We start from the raw sequence: 16,497 nt of genomic DNA, 5'->3' as shown, positions 1-16,497 counted from the left end.
GTTTCTTTAAATGCAAGAGTCGTGGGCAAGGGTCTCGTTGCGGGTTTCGCTGGATGTTCTATCTCTTGGCGATGTCGAGGGCATTCTTGGGAGGTCGACGGATCTGGATGCCAAGGGTAGACCTGGTGTCAACTGGTGGAAGGTGGACTTCTACGGGGAGGGGTATGAATCGCTCGACAGTCAGCTCGACCTGCTTGCCGAAACGATTCAAATGTATCGAAGTGGTCTTATCGACCTCGGTCGCCGGGCCATTGACATAAATGTTCTCATTGGCTGGGAGCCCAGGCGTGGGCAGGATAGTGTCGGATTTGATGCGAACCTGATAGCGGGATTGGCTGAAATTGGCGGTCGCATAATTCTCGATACCGTTACCGATGACTGTGAGCATGTCTGTGAATAACGCCGACACCTCGATCGCCTCCTTTGCGGGAGTTCTGTTCTAGCCCTTCCCCGCGTCCTTGATCGTGGTGATGCGGTGGTAGACGCCGTCGCGATAGGCGAGGACGACCGGGTCCTTGACCTCGGGGGCCGCGACGGCCTGCCAGCCGGAGCGGCCGGTGCCGTTCATGAACTGTGAGATGTCGTCGCGGGGGAGTCCGACCGTGCCGCCGCCGACGACCTTGCCCCCGCCGTCCGTGATGAGGATGCACTGGGCCTGCTGTCCGCCGATGAGCGCCCAGCCGTTGATCTGCTTGTCGCCGGTGACAGGTGCGGTGTCGACGGCACCGGCGGTGTCCTTGGTGCCGTAGCCGGGACCCTTGAGTTCGACGGCCTTTGCTAGGTCGACGGTCGTTCCGAGTTCCGGTCCGCCCGCGCCGCAGCCCAGGGTGAAGTCCGGGGTGAACGGGTAGATGCCCATCGTCCGTTCCTGTTCGAGGAAGTCGGTGTAGGCGAACATCTTGGCCATCACCCCGCCCGCGTTGACGTGCATCGCCACCGCGAGGACGGGCTGGTAGGCGTACCGGTAGCGGGTGGCGCCCGCGGCCGTGTTCCCGATCGCGTAGACACACAGCGCCATCACAAGCGCCAGCGGGATCGCCTTGAGCCGCAACGCGCGCGGGCCGCGGGTCACCAGCAGCACGAGCACCGCGCAGACACCCAGAAGGCCGATCCCGACGTAGCGGGACGACATGCCTTCGGTGGCGTTGTAGCCGCCTCGGCTGACGCCGATCATCGCGCCGTTCAGCGTCACCTGGGCGGCGAGGCCGAACCAGCCCGCGACGGCCGCGACCGGTGCCGGGCCGTCGAGGGTGCCGGTGAAGTTCTCGGTCTTGGCCGCGAGCCGCTGTTTCACGGCCGCCGCGATCAGTAAGCCGAAGAGGCCGACGGTCAGCGCGCCCGCGAGGAACGCGAGATCAGGGGATTTGGTGGACCAGGACTGGCCGATGGTGCTGGTCATCGCGCCGAGGTAGGTGTCGGCGCCGACGACGTTCGGCTTCTGGTAGCTCGGCGGCCACGGCGCGACGCGCCAGAGGATGAAGACGACGAGACCGAGGCCGAGTGGCAGGGCGGTCTTGATCCGGCTCTCGCCCCGGAGCCAGAGGACGAGCGCGAGAACGATCCAGACCGGGAACGCGACGCCGTGCCCGAGGCTGCCCATGAAGGCGAAGAGGAAGGCCGGGACGAGTTTGCCGTGGTGCGCGAAGGCGATCGCGATGACGGCGGGGGCGAGTCCGAGGAGCCACTGGACGCCCATCATGCCGTCGCCGAAGTACTCGACCGTGCCCGCGGAGAACACCAGGCCGGAGAGTCCGGCGACGACGCCGGCGCGGCGCAGGCCGGTGAGGGTGCGGGGCAGCATGCTCCACAGCGCGGCGAACATGCCCGCCGCGAGGACGACGCTGAGGAAGCCGAGTGGGGTCTGGGTGCCGGCGAACAGTTTCGCGTCGAGCCAGAAGACGAGGCCGACCAGCACGATCGGGTGCTCGTGGTAGAGGTGGAACAGTTGGGCGACGTCCAGGTTGCCGTTCGTGTCCGCGGTCAGGCCGAGGACGACCCAGTAATCCGCGTGGTTGATCTTGGGAGCGCGGAGGACCTCGGTGATCGACAGCAGGATCGGTAGCGCGGTCAATGCCCAGAGGGCCCAGAGGGGAAGCTTGTCGAACAGGCCTCGCTTCGCGGACTTGCCGGGCTCAGATGCCCGCTGCTGGGCTTCCAAGGTCGCGACGGTGCCGCCGTCGCGTGCGCTTTCACTCATCCGTGTTTCCCCACCTCGAAGATCCGGTCCACAAAGTACCGAACCCCCAGGTGGCACCCGTCGCCAGCGGGTCGACATATGCACAAATTCGAATTACTACGGTCGTGTGACCCCGCTCACCGATCATGTAGCACGTAGTAACCATCAGGTTCAGAGGCCAAAGGAAACAAAACCCCGAAAACCCCACGAAAAAGCACCCCACCCGTGAGGGTGAGGTGCAGGCACCGTGGGGGTCCGGGGGCTCGGCCCCCGGGAATCATGGTGAGCAGGCCATGGTCCAGGCGTTCCCTGGACACAGTGTGCCCGCATGCGAGCGGATGACGGGATTCGAACCCGCGACCCTCACCTTGGCAAGGTGATGCGCTACCAGCTGCGCTACATCCGCGTGTGTTGCCCTGCTCCGGCACTCGTTTGAAGCAGTGGAACAACCATACACCGACCGTCTGTAGCGGTTTTGACCCACCCCTACAGGTGCTCTGGTGTCACACCTGGCGTACAAGGGGTGACGACGGCTGCATACCTCCGTATGGTGTCCCCATTCGACCGAATGGTGAGTCCTTCGGGGAGGAGGTGCCTGGCCGGATGACCGAGCAGGGCACGGTGCCGCTTCAGGCGGCCTCGGAATCCGACGAGCAGGCATTGCTCCAGCGGCTCCGTGATGGGGAGGACGCCGCCTTCGGGGAGCTTTTCGAACTTCACGCCGCGGCGGTGCGGCGGTTGGCGCGCAGTCTGGCCTCCGATCGGTCGGAGGCCGAGGACATCACGGCCGAGACCTTCTTCCGGGTGCTCCAGGCGTTGCGCCGGGGTGCCGGGCCGCGAGACTACGTGCGGGCGTATCTGCTGACGGTGGCTCGCCGGGTCTCGTGGGAGTGGCACGGCGCGCGCCGTGACGTGCCGGTGAGCGACGACGAGCTGACCTTCCGGGCCGGGGCGGGCGCGGACACGCATGCCCGGACGGCTGAGCATTCGCTGATCACGACCGCGTTCACGAGTCTGCCGGAGCGCTGGCGTTCGGTGTTGTGGCAGACCGAGGTCGAGGGCGAGCAGCCGTCGATGGTCGCGCCGCATTTCGGGTTGAGCGCGAACGCGACGGCGGCGTTGGCCCGGCGGGCGCGGCAGGGGCTGCGGGCGGCGTATCTCCAGGCGCATCTGTCGGTGAACCGCGGGCCGGATTCGTGCCGCGCGGTGGTGGAGAAGCTGGGCGGGTTCACCGCGGGCAGCGTCACCGGGGCCGAGGCCCGCCGGATCAAGAGTCACCTGATCGGGTGCCAGTCCTGCCGGGCGACGCACGACGAGCTGCGTGACGTCTGTTCTTCGCTGCGGGCGCACGCCGGTGTGGTGGCGCTGCTGGTGCCGGCGGCCGCCGGTGCCCACGCGAGCGGGGCGCTGTCCGGCCTCGCCGCGTCGGTCAAGGGGCTTCTGCTCGGGTCGAAGGTGAAGGTCGGTTTGGCGGTGGCGTCGACGGCGGCCGCGGGCGCGGTCGGGATCGTCGCCGGTCCGGCCGTGTTCGGTACCGACGTCTCCCACACCGTCGGCCTCTCCGGGGGCGGGCTGCCGGAGCTGGCGTTGCTGCCGGCGCAGGTCGCTCCGCCCGTCGGTGATCAGCCGGTGGAGATCCCGCCGCAGCGGATCGCCGAGGATCAGCTGCACGGCAAGGGTTCGCAGCCGTCCGAGACCGGGCGGGGGCCGAGTGCCGAACTCGGCGCGTCCGACATGCCGAGCCTGCCGGGTGCGGGCACCGCGAGGAGCGAGCAGGGCGGCGGTGACGCCGTCCAGCCTCCAGCCGAGTCCGAGGGCAAGCCGCTGCACGAAGCGACTTCGCCGCGGAACGAGGTGCCGGACACCGGCTCGAACCAGACCACCTCGAAACGGGACGACATCCCGCCGGGGGAGTCGCTCAATCCCACCGAGGAGTCGCTGAGCCCGACCGCGACGACGACGCCGCGGGACGGGACGGATCCTTCGGAGTCCGGCAAGCCGGAGTCGACGACTGACCCGGAAGAGTCTTCTTCGCCGGTGACGGGCACTCCCGAAAGCTCTGCCGAGACGCCGTCCGGCGAGCCGTCGGAAGACGAGCCGAGCCCGGTGAAGCCGACTTCCCACTATCCGGAACCGGGTGTCGACTACCCGACGTGCCCATAACGCCCGAGCGGGCATTCCCCCTTCGAACTCTCGCGAATCCGGCCGCCATCACGGTACGGTGGAGCTCGCTCACGACGAGCGAGCGGCCGCGCGGGAGGCGACTGAATGAACCGGCTGGTGCACGGCGAGGACGGCCGTGACTGGGTGGTCCGAGCCCAGATGGAATGGCGTGCTCCCGCGACAGCGGACGATTTCGAGCACGACGTGGCGGGCAGCTATGGCCCGGGTATCGCGATGATCGCCGTGACTTCGCTGCTCGCGATCGTGCTCATCATGTGGACCCCCGCCGACGTGAGAATCCCGTCCTGGGTTCCTCTGGCGTTGCTGCTGATCGCGCTGTTCTTCCCGTTGCGGTGGATTCTGCGCCGCCCGTGGACCGTGGTCGCCGAGACCGAGGGCGATCTGGCGGGCGACAGGCCGTCCGAACGCTGGGTGGGCAGCATCCGCGGCATGTTCACCGTGCGCGGCGAGGTCTCGAAGATCACCAAGACCATCCAGAAGCACTCGCTGCCGGATTTCGACGGCCCGTTGCATCCGGTGGAGTAGTCGCGGCGGCCTGAACGCGCGAGACTGGGGCCATGCCCGAGTTACCCGAGGTCGAAGCGCTCGCTCACCACCTGCGTGAACACGCGGTGGGCAAGACGGTCTTCCGTGTCGACGTGTCGTCCCTGAGTGTGCTGAAGACGGCGACACCGCCGTGGACCGAGCTCCACGGTCGCGAGGTCACCGGTGCCGGCCGGTTCGGCAAGCACCTGGACCTCGTCGCCGGGGATCTCCATCTGGTCGTCCACCTGGCGAGGGCGGGCTGGCTGCGCTGGTCCGACGCGTTGTCGCCGACGCCGCTCAAACCCGGCAAGGGGCCGATCTCGCTCCGCGTCCACCTCGACGCGGCCGCCGGGCCTGGCTTCGACCTCACCGAGGCGGGCACGAAGAAGGGCCTGGCGGTCTGGATCGTGCGTGACCCGGAGAAAGAGGTCGCCAGTATCGCGCGGCTCGGGCCGGACGCGCTTTCGCTGGATCGCACGGGGCTCGAGAAGCTGTTCACCGGCCGCACCGAACGGTTGAAGACGGCGCTGACCGATCAGTCGCTGATCGCCGGGATCGGCAACGCCTACTCCGACGAGATCATGCACATGGCGAAGCTTTCTCCTTACGCCACGACCGGAAAGCTGTCCGAGGGAGCTCTCGACGGGCTTTCGGAAGCGATCCGCGAGGTGCTGATCAGCGCCGTGACGCGCTCCGTCGGCCAGTCCGCGGCCCGGCTGAAGGGAGAGAAGCGGTCCGGGCTGAGGGTGCACGCGCGCACGGGGCTGCCGTGCCCGGTCTGCGGTGACACGATCCGCGAGATCTCCTTCGCGGACAAGTCCTTCCAGTACTGCCCGACCTGCCAGACCGGCGGGAAGCCCCTCGCCGACCGGCGGATGTCGCGCCTGCTCAAGTGACGCGCCACCCCGCATTTCGTCCTCTGGATGCGGTACTTGCGTGCGCAACTACCGCATCCAGAGGACGAAACGCGGGGGTCAGCAGAGGGCGGCGGCGATCGCGGGAAGCGGGCTGCTCGGTAGCGGATCCTCGTGTGCCACGTCCTTGGCCAGGTCGTAGACGTTCAGTGCCAGCACGATCTGTTTCGAGCCGTCCTCGGTGCTCATCGAGACGCTGTAGAACCCCGGTCCGGCCCCGGTGTTCCCCCAGACCGTCTTCGGCCCGCCAGGACAAGGCAGGTTGATCGTCTCGACACCGGCGCCATACGCGCCGAACTCGCCAGACGGCACCAGGCGTTCGAGTTCGGCCTGTTGCGCGGGCTTCAGCAAACGTCCCGCCAGCAGCGCGCGATGGAACGTCGCGAGATCGTCGACGGTCGAGACCATCGCGCCCGCGGTCCAGTCGTAGGACGGGCTGAACACGGTCATGTCCTGCCCGCTCAGGTCGTACCCGTGCAGGTGCGGGCCTCGCAGGAACGGGGACCGGAGCGGGAAGTACGTCCGGTCGAGGCCGAGCGGATCGAGGATCCGGCGCTGGATCTCTTCGCGGACGTCGTTGCGGGTGACCTGCTCGATCACCTTGCCCAGCAACAGATATCCGGTGTTCGAGTACTCCACGTCAGTGCCGGGCGCGAACGAGGGCGAGTCGACGAGCGAACGCCGGATCACCTCGGACGGCGGGTAGACGTAGGCCCGGTTCCCCTCGACGAGGTACGGGTCGAAGAAGTGCGGGTCCAGCGGGTCGTGCACGCCGCTCGTGTGGTTCAGCAGCATGCGCAAGGTGATCTTTTCCGGTTCGTAGCCCGGCCCGCGGACGACACCGGGCAGCCGCCGTTCGATCGGATCGTCGAGCGACAGCGCGCCTTCGCCCGCCAGCCGCAGGACGACCGTGGCGACGAACGCCTTGGTGTTGCTGGCTGTCCGGAACCGGTGGTGCGGCCCCGCGGCTTCGCGCGTGACCCGGTTCGCGTACCCGGCGCCGAAGCGCGAGACCGCCTCACCGTTCCGGACCCAGGCGACCGCTCCCGGGAAACCCCCTTCGGCGACCAGGTGCCCGACCGCCGCGCGCACCGGATCCCCGGCAGCGGCGGCCGTCCCCGCCGGCGCGCCCGCCAGCAGGACCCCCGCCAGCGCGCCCGCCGCGAGCTTCCCCGATCCGCGCATTGTGTTCCTCCCCCGGAAGCGATTGCCTGCGCACAGTCTTCTCCGTGCCACGGGGAGTGACCATGGGGTGACCACCCCGGTCTTGGGTAGGGTCGGCCCCACCCTCGGTTGTCACAACTCAACGGAAAGTGGGGAGCAAACCTTGCACCCGGTTGGTCGAGCGCAGAGCATGGACGCCGTGTCCGGGCTCGAGATCGCGCAGATCATCCCTTGGGGTGTGGCGCTGCTGCTCGCGATCCTCGTCGTCGTCCTGCTGATCAAGCTGAGGCGACCCGCGAGCATCGTGGAGAACGCGGTACTCCAGGCCGTCCACCGGATGTCGAAGGCGACACCGGACCTCCGGGAGGGGTTGGACGAGCAGGTCGCCGACAAGATCACCAGTCAGCTGCTGGAGATGCTCGACTGCGTCGCCGTCGGCATCACCGACAGCGAAGGCACACTGCTGTCCTGGGACGGCGAGGCCAACGACCACTACGTCGACCTCGTCGACGCCATCGGCAACGCGATCCGCAAGCATCGCCGCGAGGTCGTCGCGCACGACAAGATGCCGTGCAACCACCGCGGCACCTGCCGGATGCGGACCGCGGTGATCGTCCCGCTGATCGTCGAGGGCGAGACCGAGGCGGCGCTGCTGGTCGTCGGGCGCACGCGCGGGCGGCTGGTGCAGATGGCCGACGCGGTCGCGCAGTTCGTCTGCACCCAGTTCGAGCTCGCGCGCCTGGACGAATCGAAGAACCAGCTCCAGCAGGCGGAGATCAAGGCGCTGCGCGCGCAGATCTCGCCGCACTTCGTCTACAACGCGCTGAACACCATCTCGTCGCTGATCCGGACGGACCCGGAGGAAGCGCGAGAACTGCTTCAGGACTTCGCGGACTTCACGCGCTACTCGTTCCGTACGTCGGGCATGTTCACCTCGCTCGCCGAGGAACTGCGCAACATCGACCGGTATCTGACCATCGAGAACGCCCGGTTCGGCGGACGGCTCGAAGTGCGGATGAAGATCGCGCCCGAGGTGCTTTCGGTGGTCGTCCCGTTCCTGATCATCCAGCCGCTGGTGGAGAACGCCGTCAAACACGGTCTCGCGTCGAAGCCTTCGGGCGGCTGCGTCACGGTGATCGCCGAGGACTACGGCGCCGAGGCGCTGATCAGCGTCGAGGACGACGGCATCGGCATGGAGCCCGCGAAGCTCGCGGACCTCCGCAGCCAGCACCGCACCGGCGCGCACGTCGGCCTCGGCAACATCAACCAGCGGATGCAGCAGGTGTTCGGCCGCGATTACGCGCTCATGGTCGAGACGGCGCCCGGCGCCGGCATGAAGGTGACCCTGCGGGTGCCGAAGTTCATGCCGGGGGTGCGGCCGAACCTGCCGGACTTCTCCGCCGACAGCGCCGCCGTCCCGCCTCAGGGCGGCCCGAACGAGTCCAGCGGGGTGACCGGTTCGCGCAGCGGCGTGCTGCCCTCCTGAACGTCGGTAACCTGGGGGTATGAGCGTTGCGGACAAGCTGACCTCCCGTCTCCCGATGATCGGCGACCGGGGTGAGCGCAAGGACGTCGTCGCCGTGGTCAAGCTGCACGGGGTGATCACGCCGACCCCCTCACCGCTGGCCAGGGGGTCGATCAACCTCGCCGCCGTCGAGTCGGCGCTGACCCGCGCTTTCGCGCACGAGCGGTTGAAGGCCGTCGCGTTGCAGATCAACTCGCCGGGCGGGGCGCCGACGCAGTCGGGCCTGGTCGCCGAGCGGATCCGCCAGCTCGCCGACGAGAAGAACGTGCCCGTCCTGGCCTTCGCCGAGGACGTCGCCGCGTCCGGCGGCTACTGGCTGGCCTGCGCCGCCGACGAGATCTACGCGCACCGGACGTCGATGGTCGGGTCCATCGGCGTGATCAGCGGCGGCTTCGGGTTCACCGGCCTGCTGGAGCGGTTCGGCATCGAGCGGCGGCTGCACACCGCGGGGACGAACAAGTCCCGGCTCGACCCGTTCAGCCCGGAGAAGCCGGAAGACGTCGAGTGGCTGAAGAAGATGCACGGCCAGCTCCACGAACTGTTCGTCGACTGGGTCACCGAGCGCCGTGGCGACCGGCTTTCCGGCTCCGACGACCTGTTCAACGGAGACGTCTGGCTGGGCGCCCGCGCGGTCGAGCTCGGCCTGATCGACGGCGTCGGCAGCCTGCGCCAGGTGATCACCGAGCGGTACCCGGACGCCGAGATCGCGGTCGCCGAACCGAAGAAGCCGCTGCTGGCGCGGCTCGGCATCGGTGCACCGGCCGCGGCGAGCGCCCTGCTCGACGCTGTCCAGTCCAAGGCCGCCTGGAGCCGCTTCGGCCTCTGACGCGCGTGAGATGAAGGGGCCTTTCATTGCAAAATTTGCGATGAAAGGCCCCTTCATTGCGCTTGCGGGCGGGAGGGATTCACCCGAACGGTGGTAGGCGTAAGTGGTTCAGACCAGGTCTCATATCGGACATACCGCTTTGTTGTGAACGGCAACAAACCTCGACAACGTTGACGAGGAGGCCTGATGTCCGTTACTTCTCCCCGCCGGGGCCGCTGGAAGGCCGCGCTCGCCGCGGCACTGATCACGATCCCGCTCGCGGGGCCGGCGTCCGCCGCCGTCCCGCCCCCGCCGTCCGGCTGGGCCACAGTGTTCACCGACGACTTCACCGGCGCCGCGGGTTCGCTCCCGTCGAACGCGAACTGGATCATCGACACCGGTCACGCGTATCCCGGCGGCCCCGCCAACTGGGGCACCGGCGAGATCCAGAACTACACGGCCGACCCCGCCAACCTCGCCCAGGACGGTTCCGGGAACCTGCGGATCACGCCGCTGCGTGACGGCGCGGGCAACTGGACGTCGGCGCGGATCGAAACGCAGCGCGCGAATTTCAAACCGCCGCAAGGTGGCGCGCTGCGGATCGAAGGCCGCATCCAGATGCCGAACGTCACCGGCGCCGCGGCGCTCGGCTACTGGCCCGCGTTCTGGGCGCTCGGCTCGCCGTATCGCGGCGATTACTGGAACTGGCCCGCCGTCGGCGAATTCGACATCATGGAGAACGTCAACGGGATCGACTCGGTCTGGGGCGTGCTGCACTGCGGCGTCAGCCCCGGCGGCCCGTGCAACGAGACCACCGGCCTCGTCGGCAGCCGGACCTGCCCCGGCGCGAGCTGCCAGAGCGCGTTCCACACCTACACGTTCGAATGGGACACGAGCGCCAGTCCCCAGGTGTTCCGCTGGCTGGTCGACGGGCAGCGGTTCCATTCGGTCGCCCAGAACCAGGTCGACGCGACCACCTGGGCGAACATGACCGGCCACGCGGGCTATTTCGTGCTGCTGAACCTCGCGATCGGTGGGGCGTTCCCGAACAACAACTCCGGCACCACCACTCCCGGACCCGGAATCGTTCCGGGACACCCGATGCTCGTCGACTACGTCACGGTCCTGACCCGCGGCGCCTGAGCATCGACCCCCAGATGTGGCACGGCTAGGCGGTTCGTGTCACCGGAAAAGACGACGGCACCGGCAACCCCAGGCGCGGGGGTGCCGGTGCCGTCCTTTTCGTTCGACTTTCGTGAAGCGGGCTGGACAAGGAACCCTGCAATAGGCAGGATGCGTCTCACTGTGAGTGCTCACGATGACACCCGGAAGCTCATTGTCCTGGCGGTGGACGATGAGCCCAAAGGGCTAGACGAACTCGTCCACTGTCTCCGGAACAGCCCGCACGTCGCCCTGGTCTATCCGGCGATAGACGCTTCGGAGGCGCTGCGCCTGCTGTCCGCCGACGACCCGAGGCTGGCCGATCGCAAGGCGCGCGGCCTGCCGATCGTGGACGCGGTGTTCGCCGACATAGACATGCCCGGTCTGTCCGGGATGGAGATGTCGCGGGTGTTCGCCGCGCTGCGCCCGTCGCCGGCGCTGGTTTTCGTGACCGGGCACGCGGAAGAGGCGGTCAACGCCTTCGACCTCGGCGCGCTCGATTACGTGTTGAAGCCGTACCAACAGGATCGGCTCGACCGCGCGATCACCCGCGTGATCGACAAACTCGCCGCCAACGCCGCGCCGCAGTTCGGCCAGGAAGGCGGCCCGGGGCAGGTCAAGAACGACGACGAGGTCATCCCCGTCGAACTCGCGGGCACCACGAAGCTGATCCCGCGCTCTTCGGTTCGCTGGGTCGAGGCGCAGGGCGACTACGCCCGGTTGTTCACCACCGACGGCAGCCACTTGGTCCGCATCCCGCTCGCGCAGCTCGAAGAACGCTGGGAGAAGGCGGGTTTCGTCCGGATCCACCGGTCTTTCCTGGTCTCGCTGCCGCTGATCACCGAGCTGCGCATGGGCCAGGGCGGTTACCAGGTAGTCATCGGCAACGAGGAGAAGGTGCTGCCGGTGAGCCGCCGCCACACGCGCGCGCTCAAGGACCGGCTGGTCGGCGCCAACCGGTCGACGTAGCGGCGGCCCATGACCGACGACTACTACCGGCGGGTCAACGGGGTCCGCGAACCGGACCCGACCCTCGGCAAGGGCAGGACAAAGAAACCGGCGCCACCCGAGGGGGCCGCCGTCGAGCCCGTGCCCGGCGCGCCGTCCGGCCCGAAGCACGAGCAGGCCAAGCCTGAGCATCACGCGAAACCCAAGCGGCAACGGGTGATCCTCGCCGATCCGCGACAGGCCACGAGCACCCTGCGGGCCCGGGTCGAACTCGAAGAACAGACCAGTTGGGGAAAACTCCTGGTCCGGGACCTGGTGAAGATCCAGCTGCGGACGGCCTCCCTGCTGGCGCTGCTGGTGATGGTCACCCTGTGTTCACTGCCGGTGCTCTTCTACCTGATCCCGTCCTTCGGACGAGTGATCGTCGTGGGCATCCCGTTGTCGTGGTTGATCCTCGGCGTGGCACCTTTCCCGTTCCTGTTCGGCATCGGGCTCTGGTACAACCGGCTCGCCGAACGTCATGAACGCGACTTCGTCGACATGATCGAGAACTGATTGCGGAGCTGCACATGCGAGGATCCTTGGTGTGAACAGAGGTGAGGCTGACCCGACCACGCCGTCTCGAAGCGCGCCAGCGCTGAGAGACTTCACGGTCGCGCGCCCTCTTTCGGCCGAAGGCCACGGAATCGTGGCGGCAGGGCGCCTTACCGACTACGAGGCTTTCCAAGATCACTGCGCCCTGGCGACGCGTTTCCGTCAGCGCGCGATCAAATGACACTGTCCATGGCCGGCATAGTGCTGGTCGCGGTCCTGACCTTTTACCTGGGGCATCGCTCCTCGAGGTCGGCGGTCAGCACGCACGACTTCCTCGTCGCGCGGCGCACCGTGCGTTCCCGGCGCAACGCCGCCGCGATCTCCGGTGAGTACCTGTCCGCCGCGTCGTTCATGGGCGTCGCCGGCATCGTGCTCAAGGACGGCGCCGACGCGCTGTGGTTTCCGATCGGTTTCACCGCGGGCTACCTCGCGCTGATGCTGTTCGTCGCCGCGCCGCTGCGGCGGTCGGGCGCGTACACGCTGTCGGACTTCGTCGAGATGCGGCTGGGCTCGACGATGCTGCGCCGGGTCTCGACGGCGTTCGTGGTGTTCATCGGGATCCTCTACATGGTCCCGCAGCTGCAAGGCGCCGGTCTGACGCTGGCGACCATCCTGCCGGTGCCCGCCTGGGCGGGCGCGATCCTGGTGACCTGTGTGGTCGGGTTCAACGTGATCGCGGGCGGCATGCGCGCCATCACCGTCGTCCAGGCTTTCCAGTACTGGCTGAAACTGTTCGCCATCGCGGTGCCGACGTTCATCCTGTGCATCGTGTTCCTCGGCGCCGGTCCGCCGGGCGGCGCGCGCCCGCTGGGGCAGCCCGCCCCGCCGGCGTTCCCCGAGAACACCACGGTCTCGGTGCAGGCCGACGTCACGCTGAAGGTCACCTCCGTGACCGTGCTCGAGGCCTACGGTCAGGTGGAAGGCGCGCGTGCCAACGGTTTCGCGGTGTGGACGCCGGAAGCCGGGCACAAGGTCGCCAAGGGCACGACGCTGAAGTTCACCGCGGGCACCCCGGTCCCGGTGGTCAGCGACGCGCCGACGTCCAACGGCGACTGGCTGCGGCCGGGCTCGGGCAGTCTCACCGATCTGCTGCAGGTCTATTCGCTGATCCTCGCGACGTTCCTCGGCACCATGGGGTTGCCGCACGTCCTGGTCCGCTTCTACACCAACCCCGACGGGAAGGCCGCGCGCCGCACGACGGTGCACGTCCTGCTGCTGCTCGGCCTGTTCTATCTGTTCCCGACACTGCTGGGCGCGCTGTCGCGGATGTACGTCCCCGAGCTTCTGGTGACCGGGAAGACCGACGCCGCCGTCCTGCTGCTGCCGTCGGCGGTCCTCCCCGGGGTCGGGGGGCAGATCCTGGGCGCGGTGACCGCGGCCGGTGCCTTCGCCGCGTTCCTGTCGAGTTCGTCCGGGCTGCTGGTGAGCGTGGCCGGGGTGGTGTCCACCGACGTGCTGCCCGGGCGGGTCCGCGATTTCCGGGTGGCGACGGCGATCGTGGCGCTGATCCCGTTCGGGCTGGCGGTCCTGCTGCCGTCGGAGGATCTCTCGCTTTCGGTCGGGATGTCGTTCGCGCTGGCCGCGTCGACGTTCAGCCCGCTGCTACTGCTCGGGGTCTGGTGGCGCAAGCTCAGCTGGCCCGGCGCGCTGGCGGGGATGCTCGTCGGCGGCGGCCTGGTGCTGACCGCGCTGGTGGCCAACATCGTCAGCAAGTACACCGGCGGCTGGGCGCCGTGGTTCTCGAACCAGCCCGCGCTGATCACCGTGCCGGCGGCGTTCCTGACCACCTACGTGGTGAGCCGGGCGACCGGTTACGGGCGGCCGGACGACGTCCACGGCGTGATGCTGCGGCTGCACGCGCCCGATCCGCTCGGGTTCATGCGCGATCGCGCGGTCGCCCGGTTCGGGCAGGCCGAGGAGAAGACGCGGACCACCGGCAAGGGTCGCCACCGCAAGTAAAGTCACCCTTTCGGGTCGCGACCCTCTACACAGAGTCGTCTCGTTCACTCAAATGGATTGCCCCTCTCACGCCCCATGAGGGGCATGATCTTCCGTGACATCGAAATCACCGAATGGTTGAGGTAGATGGGAGGTCCGCAGTGAGTGATACCGATCAAGGCCTCGGGTCCGATCCGGAATCCGACTGGGAAAAGGTGCAGGCGAGCCCGGAATTCACCGAGTTGCGACGGCGGCTCCGGGTATTCGTTTTCCCGGTCTCGGCACTGTTCCTCCTCTGGTATCTGCTCTATGTGATCCTCGCCGACTACGCGACCGGGTTCATGAGCACCAAGCTCTTCGGCAACATCACCGTCGGCCTGGTCTTCGGGTTGCTCCAGTTCGTGTCCACTTTCGTGATCACCGGTCTCTATGTCCGATACGCGAACCGAAAGCTTGATCCGCTCGCGGACAAGATCCGGCACGAGGTCGAGGGGACCGAGCGGTGAAAACGCTGGCAGCGGGCGTCCAGGGCAGTAATCCGGCGCTCAACATCACCATTTTCGCGGTGTTCGTGGCGATCACGCTGGTGATCGTTTTCCGGGCGAGCCGGAATACGAAGACCGCGTCCGACTACTACGCCGCCGGGCGCGCGTTCACCGGGCCGCAGAACGGGATCGCGATCTCGGGCGACTACCTTTCCGCGGCGTCGTTCCTGGGTATCGCCGGGGCGATCGCGATCAACGGGTACGACGGTTTCCTCTATTCGATCGGGTTCCTCGTCGCGTGGCTGGTGGCGTTGCTGCTGGTCGCGGAACTGCTGCGCAACACCGGCAAGTTCACCATGGGCGACGTCCTGGCGTTCCGGATGAAGCAGCGCCCGGTCCGCGCGGCGGCCGCGATCTCCACGCTCGCCGTCTCGTTCTTCTACCTGCTCGCGCAGATGGCGGGGGCGGGCGGCCTGGTGAACCTGCTGCTCGGCATCGAGGGGAACCTCGGCCAGGACCTGGTGATCGCCGTCGTCGGCGTGATCATGATCCTGTACGTGCTGATCGGCGGGATGAAGGGCACCACCTGGGTCCAGATCATCAAGGCCGTGCTGCTCATCGCGGGCGCGTTCGCGATGACGCTGTGGGTGCTCGGGAAGTACGGCTTCAACCTCTCCAACCTGTTCCAGGCCGCCGTCGACAAGGGCGGCAAGGCCGGGGAAGCGCTGCTCGGACCGGGCAAGCAGTACGGGAAGACCGGTACGACGAAGCTCGACTTCCTGTCGCTCGGCATCGCGCTGGTGCTCGGGACCGCGGGCCTGCCGCACGTGCTCATGCGCTTCTACACCGTGCCGACCGCGAAGGACGCGCGCCGTTCGGTGGTCTGGGCGATCGCGCTGATCGGCATCTTCTACCTGTTCACGCTGGTGCTCGGCTACGGCGCGGGCGCGCTCGTCGGCCCGGAAGTGATCGCGAAGGCGCCGGGGACGACCAACTCGGCGGCGCCGTTGCTCGCGCTCGAACTGGGCGGCCCGGTGCTGCTCGGGTTCATCGCGGCGGTGGCGTTCGCGACGATCCTCGCGGTGGTCGCGGGCCTGACGATCACGGCGTCGGCCTCGTTCGCGCACGACGTCTACGCCAACGTGATCAAGAAGGGCAAGACCGATCCCGACAGCGAAGTCCGCGTCGCGCGGATCACCGCGCTGGTGATCGGGGCGGTCGCGATCGTCGGCGGCATCCTCGCGAAGAACCAGAACGTCGCGTTCCTGGTGGCGCTGGCGTTCGCGGTGGCGGCGTCGGCGAACCTGCCCACGATCCTGTACTCGCTGTTCTGGAAGCGGTTCAACACCCAGGGCGCGCTGTGGAGCATTTACGGCGGGCTCGCGGTCTGCGTGCTGTTGATCGTGTTCTCGCCGGCGGTTTCGGGTAAGCCCGTCGACGCGAAGACCGGGAAGAGCGCCTCGATGATCCAGGGCGTCGACTTCCACTGGTTCCCGCTCGACAACCCCGGCATCGTCTCGATCCCGGTCGCCTTCTTCCTCGGCTGGCTCGGAACCGTGCTGTCCAAGGACCACAACCAGAAGAAGTACGCGGAGATGGAGGTCCGCTCGCTCACCGGCGCCGGTGCCGAAAAGGCGACTCAGCACTGAGGGTGTTCTTCACGCGCGCGCAACGGGCCGGGATGCGAGGATGGAAGCGTGGTGAGCCCTGCTGACATCCCGACCGTCGCCGTCCGTGATCTGCCCAAGGACGGTGTCGCGCTGCTCGACGTCCGAGAGGACGACGAGTGGGCCGCCGGGCACGCCCCGGGCGCCAAGCACATCCCGATGGGTGAACTGCCCGCGCGCGTCGGCGAACTCGACGACCTGCCCGACGATCAGCCCGTCTACGTGATCTGCCGCAGCGGCGGCCGGTCCGCCCGCGCCGCCGCGTGGCTCAACGCGAGCGGCTGGGACGCGGTGAACGTCGCCGGTGGGATGGGCTCCTGGAAGCAGGAGGGGCGCCCGATGGTCGGCGACCATCCCGGCGTCGACCCCGAAGTGCTGTAACCGTGCAGCCAGGCCACTACCCGCCGAGAA

15 protein-coding genes and 1 tRNA gene are annotated in these 16,497 nt (G+C 67.9%); 13 read left to right on the top strand and 3 right to left on the bottom strand.

All coding sequences use genetic code 11. The features are described from left to right. The first annotated feature begins 10 nt into the window (after positions 1–10). A complete protein-coding gene (locus CFP71_RS43280; protein WP_143267005.1) occupies positions 11–400 on the top strand; it encodes a hypothetical protein in 390 nt (129 codons plus the stop codon). 39 nt (positions 401–439) lie between these two features. On the opposite strand, the gene CFP71_RS01215 is transcribed toward CFP71_RS43280, so the two are convergent. Together CFP71_RS01215 and CFP71_RS01210 are read right to left on the bottom strand one after the other, a co-directional pair. Further along, positions 440–2,197, bottom strand: coding sequence for a hypothetical protein (locus CFP71_RS01215; RefSeq protein ID WP_093931959.1), 1,758 nt, complete (start codon positions 2,195–2,197; stop codon positions 440–442). A gap of 312 nt (positions 2,198–2,509) precedes the next feature. Then, positions 2,510–2,582: transfer RNA gene (locus CFP71_RS01210), tRNA-Gly, on the bottom strand. Positions 2,583–2,779: 197 nt separating this feature from the next. Here CFP71_RS01210 and CFP71_RS01205 point away from each other — a divergent pair. The 3 genes from CFP71_RS01205 to CFP71_RS01195 all read left to right on the top strand — a co-directional run bounded on the left by CFP71_RS01205 (position 2,780) and on the right by CFP71_RS01195 (position 5,781). Beyond that, entirely contained in the window at positions 2,780–4,339 is a 1,560-nt protein-coding gene (locus CFP71_RS01205) for a sigma-70 family RNA polymerase sigma factor (protein WP_093931958.1), read from the top strand. Between the two features lie 105 nt (positions 4,340–4,444). Beyond that, positions 4,445–4,885, top strand: coding sequence for a DUF983 domain-containing protein (locus CFP71_RS01200; RefSeq protein ID WP_093931957.1), 441 nt, complete (start codon positions 4,445–4,447; stop codon positions 4,883–4,885). Positions 4,886–4,917: 32 nt separating this feature from the next. Then, on the top strand, positions 4,918–5,781 hold the full coding sequence (locus CFP71_RS01195; RefSeq protein ID WP_093931956.1) for an Fpg/Nei family DNA glycosylase: 864 nt from the start codon (positions 4,918–4,920) through the stop codon (positions 5,779–5,781). Positions 5,782–5,859: 78 nt separating this feature from the next. On the opposite strand, the gene CFP71_RS01190 is transcribed toward CFP71_RS01195, so the two are convergent. Beyond that, positions 5,860–6,984: a serine hydrolase domain-containing protein gene (locus CFP71_RS01190; protein WP_093931955.1), complete on the bottom strand. Its 1,125-nt coding sequence runs from the start codon at positions 6,982–6,984 to the stop codon at positions 5,860–5,862. A gap of 169 nt (positions 6,985–7,153) precedes the next feature. Between CFP71_RS01190 and CFP71_RS01185 the strand changes: the two genes are divergently transcribed. From CFP71_RS01185 to CFP71_RS01145, 9 genes are all read left to right on the top strand, one after another. Further along, a complete protein-coding gene (locus tag CFP71_RS01185) occupies positions 7,154–8,449 on the top strand; it encodes a histidine kinase (protein WP_093931954.1) in 1,296 nt (431 codons plus the stop codon). 19 nt (positions 8,450–8,468) lie between these two features. Next, entirely contained in the window at positions 8,469–9,314 is an 846-nt protein-coding gene (locus tag CFP71_RS01180) for a S49 family peptidase (RefSeq protein ID WP_093931953.1), read from the top strand. Positions 9,315–9,500: 186 nt separating this feature from the next. Continuing rightward, entirely contained in the window at positions 9,501–10,436 is a 936-nt protein-coding gene (locus CFP71_RS01175; protein WP_093931952.1) for a glycoside hydrolase family 16 protein, read from the top strand. Positions 10,437–10,586: 150 nt separating this feature from the next. Continuing rightward, positions 10,587–11,423: a LytR/AlgR family response regulator transcription factor gene (locus CFP71_RS01170; RefSeq protein ID WP_167405956.1), complete on the top strand. Its 837-nt coding sequence runs from the start codon at positions 10,587–10,589 to the stop codon at positions 11,421–11,423. Positions 11,424–11,432: 9 nt separating this feature from the next. Continuing rightward, the gene (locus CFP71_RS01165) at positions 11,433–11,957 is read left to right on the top strand and encodes a DUF485 domain-containing protein (protein ID WP_093931951.1); all 525 of its coding nucleotides are present in this window, start codon (positions 11,433–11,435) and stop codon (positions 11,955–11,957) included. A 228-nt stretch (positions 11,958–12,185) separates the two neighbouring features. Then, entirely contained in the window at positions 12,186–13,955 is a 1,770-nt protein-coding gene (locus tag CFP71_RS01160) for a sodium/solute symporter (RefSeq protein ID WP_093931973.1), read from the top strand. 140 nt (positions 13,956–14,095) lie between these two features. Continuing rightward, positions 14,096–14,440: a DUF485 domain-containing protein gene (locus tag CFP71_RS01155; protein ID WP_208635850.1), complete on the top strand. Its 345-nt coding sequence runs from the start codon at positions 14,096–14,098 to the stop codon at positions 14,438–14,440. After that, the gene (locus CFP71_RS01150) at positions 14,437–16,068 is read left to right on the top strand and encodes a solute symporter family protein (RefSeq protein ID WP_093931949.1); all 1,632 of its coding nucleotides are present in this window, start codon (positions 14,437–14,439) and stop codon (positions 16,066–16,068) included. Before CFP71_RS01155 ends, CFP71_RS01150 begins: the two co-directional genes overlap by 4 nt. Positions 16,069–16,116: 48 nt before the next feature. Then, positions 16,117–16,467 (top strand): rhodanese-like domain-containing protein, encoded by a 351-nt coding sequence (locus CFP71_RS01145; RefSeq protein ID WP_005149488.1) that lies wholly within the window; start codon positions 16,117–16,119, stop codon positions 16,465–16,467. Positions 16,468–16,497: the final 30 nt, after the last annotated feature.

It is taken from the genome of Amycolatopsis thailandensis (genome assembly GCF_002234405.1).
GTDB classification, from domain to species: domain Bacteria; phylum Actinomycetota; class Actinomycetes; order Mycobacteriales; family Pseudonocardiaceae; genus Amycolatopsis; species Amycolatopsis thailandensis.
Note: the sequence above shows the minus strand (reverse complement) of the source record. Positions and strands in the feature narration are given on the sequence as shown.

What these genes read in the sequence shown, in the direction of transcription:
- CFP71_RS01160 (WP_093931973.1), top strand. Translation starts at nt 12,186, where the DNA reads ATGGCCGGCATAGTGCTGGTCGCGGTCCTGACCTTTTACCTGGGGCAT.
- CFP71_RS01170 (WP_167405956.1), top strand. Translation starts at nt 10,587, where the DNA reads ATGCGTCTCACTGTGAGTGCTCACGATGACACCCGGAAGCTCATTGTC.
- CFP71_RS01200 (WP_093931957.1), top strand. Translation starts at nt 4,445, where the DNA reads ATGAACCGGCTGGTGCACGGCGAGGACGGCCGTGACTGGGTGGTCCGA.
- CFP71_RS01190 (WP_093931955.1), bottom strand. Translation starts at nt 6,984, where the DNA reads ATGCGCGGATCGGGGAAGCTCGCGGCGGGCGCGCTGGCGGGGGTCCTG.
- CFP71_RS01205 (WP_093931958.1), top strand. Translation starts at nt 2,780, where the DNA reads ATGACCGAGCAGGGCACGGTGCCGCTTCAGGCGGCCTCGGAATCCGAC.
- CFP71_RS01175 (WP_093931952.1), top strand. Translation starts at nt 9,501, where the DNA reads ATGTCCGTTACTTCTCCCCGCCGGGGCCGCTGGAAGGCCGCGCTCGCC.
- CFP71_RS01185 (WP_093931954.1), top strand. Translation starts at nt 7,154, where the DNA reads ATGGACGCCGTGTCCGGGCTCGAGATCGCGCAGATCATCCCTTGGGGT.
- CFP71_RS01180 (WP_093931953.1), top strand. Translation starts at nt 8,469, where the DNA reads ATGAGCGTTGCGGACAAGCTGACCTCCCGTCTCCCGATGATCGGCGAC.
- CFP71_RS01195 (WP_093931956.1), top strand. Translation starts at nt 4,918, where the DNA reads ATGCCCGAGTTACCCGAGGTCGAAGCGCTCGCTCACCACCTGCGTGAA.
- CFP71_RS01165 (WP_093931951.1), top strand. Translation starts at nt 11,433, where the DNA reads ATGACCGACGACTACTACCGGCGGGTCAACGGGGTCCGCGAACCGGAC.
- CFP71_RS43280 (WP_143267005.1), top strand. Translation starts at nt 11, where the DNA reads ATGCAAGAGTCGTGGGCAAGGGTCTCGTTGCGGGTTTCGCTGGATGTT.
- CFP71_RS01215 (WP_093931959.1), bottom strand. Translation starts at nt 2,197, where the DNA reads ATGAGTGAAAGCGCACGCGACGGCGGCACCGTCGCGACCTTGGAAGCC.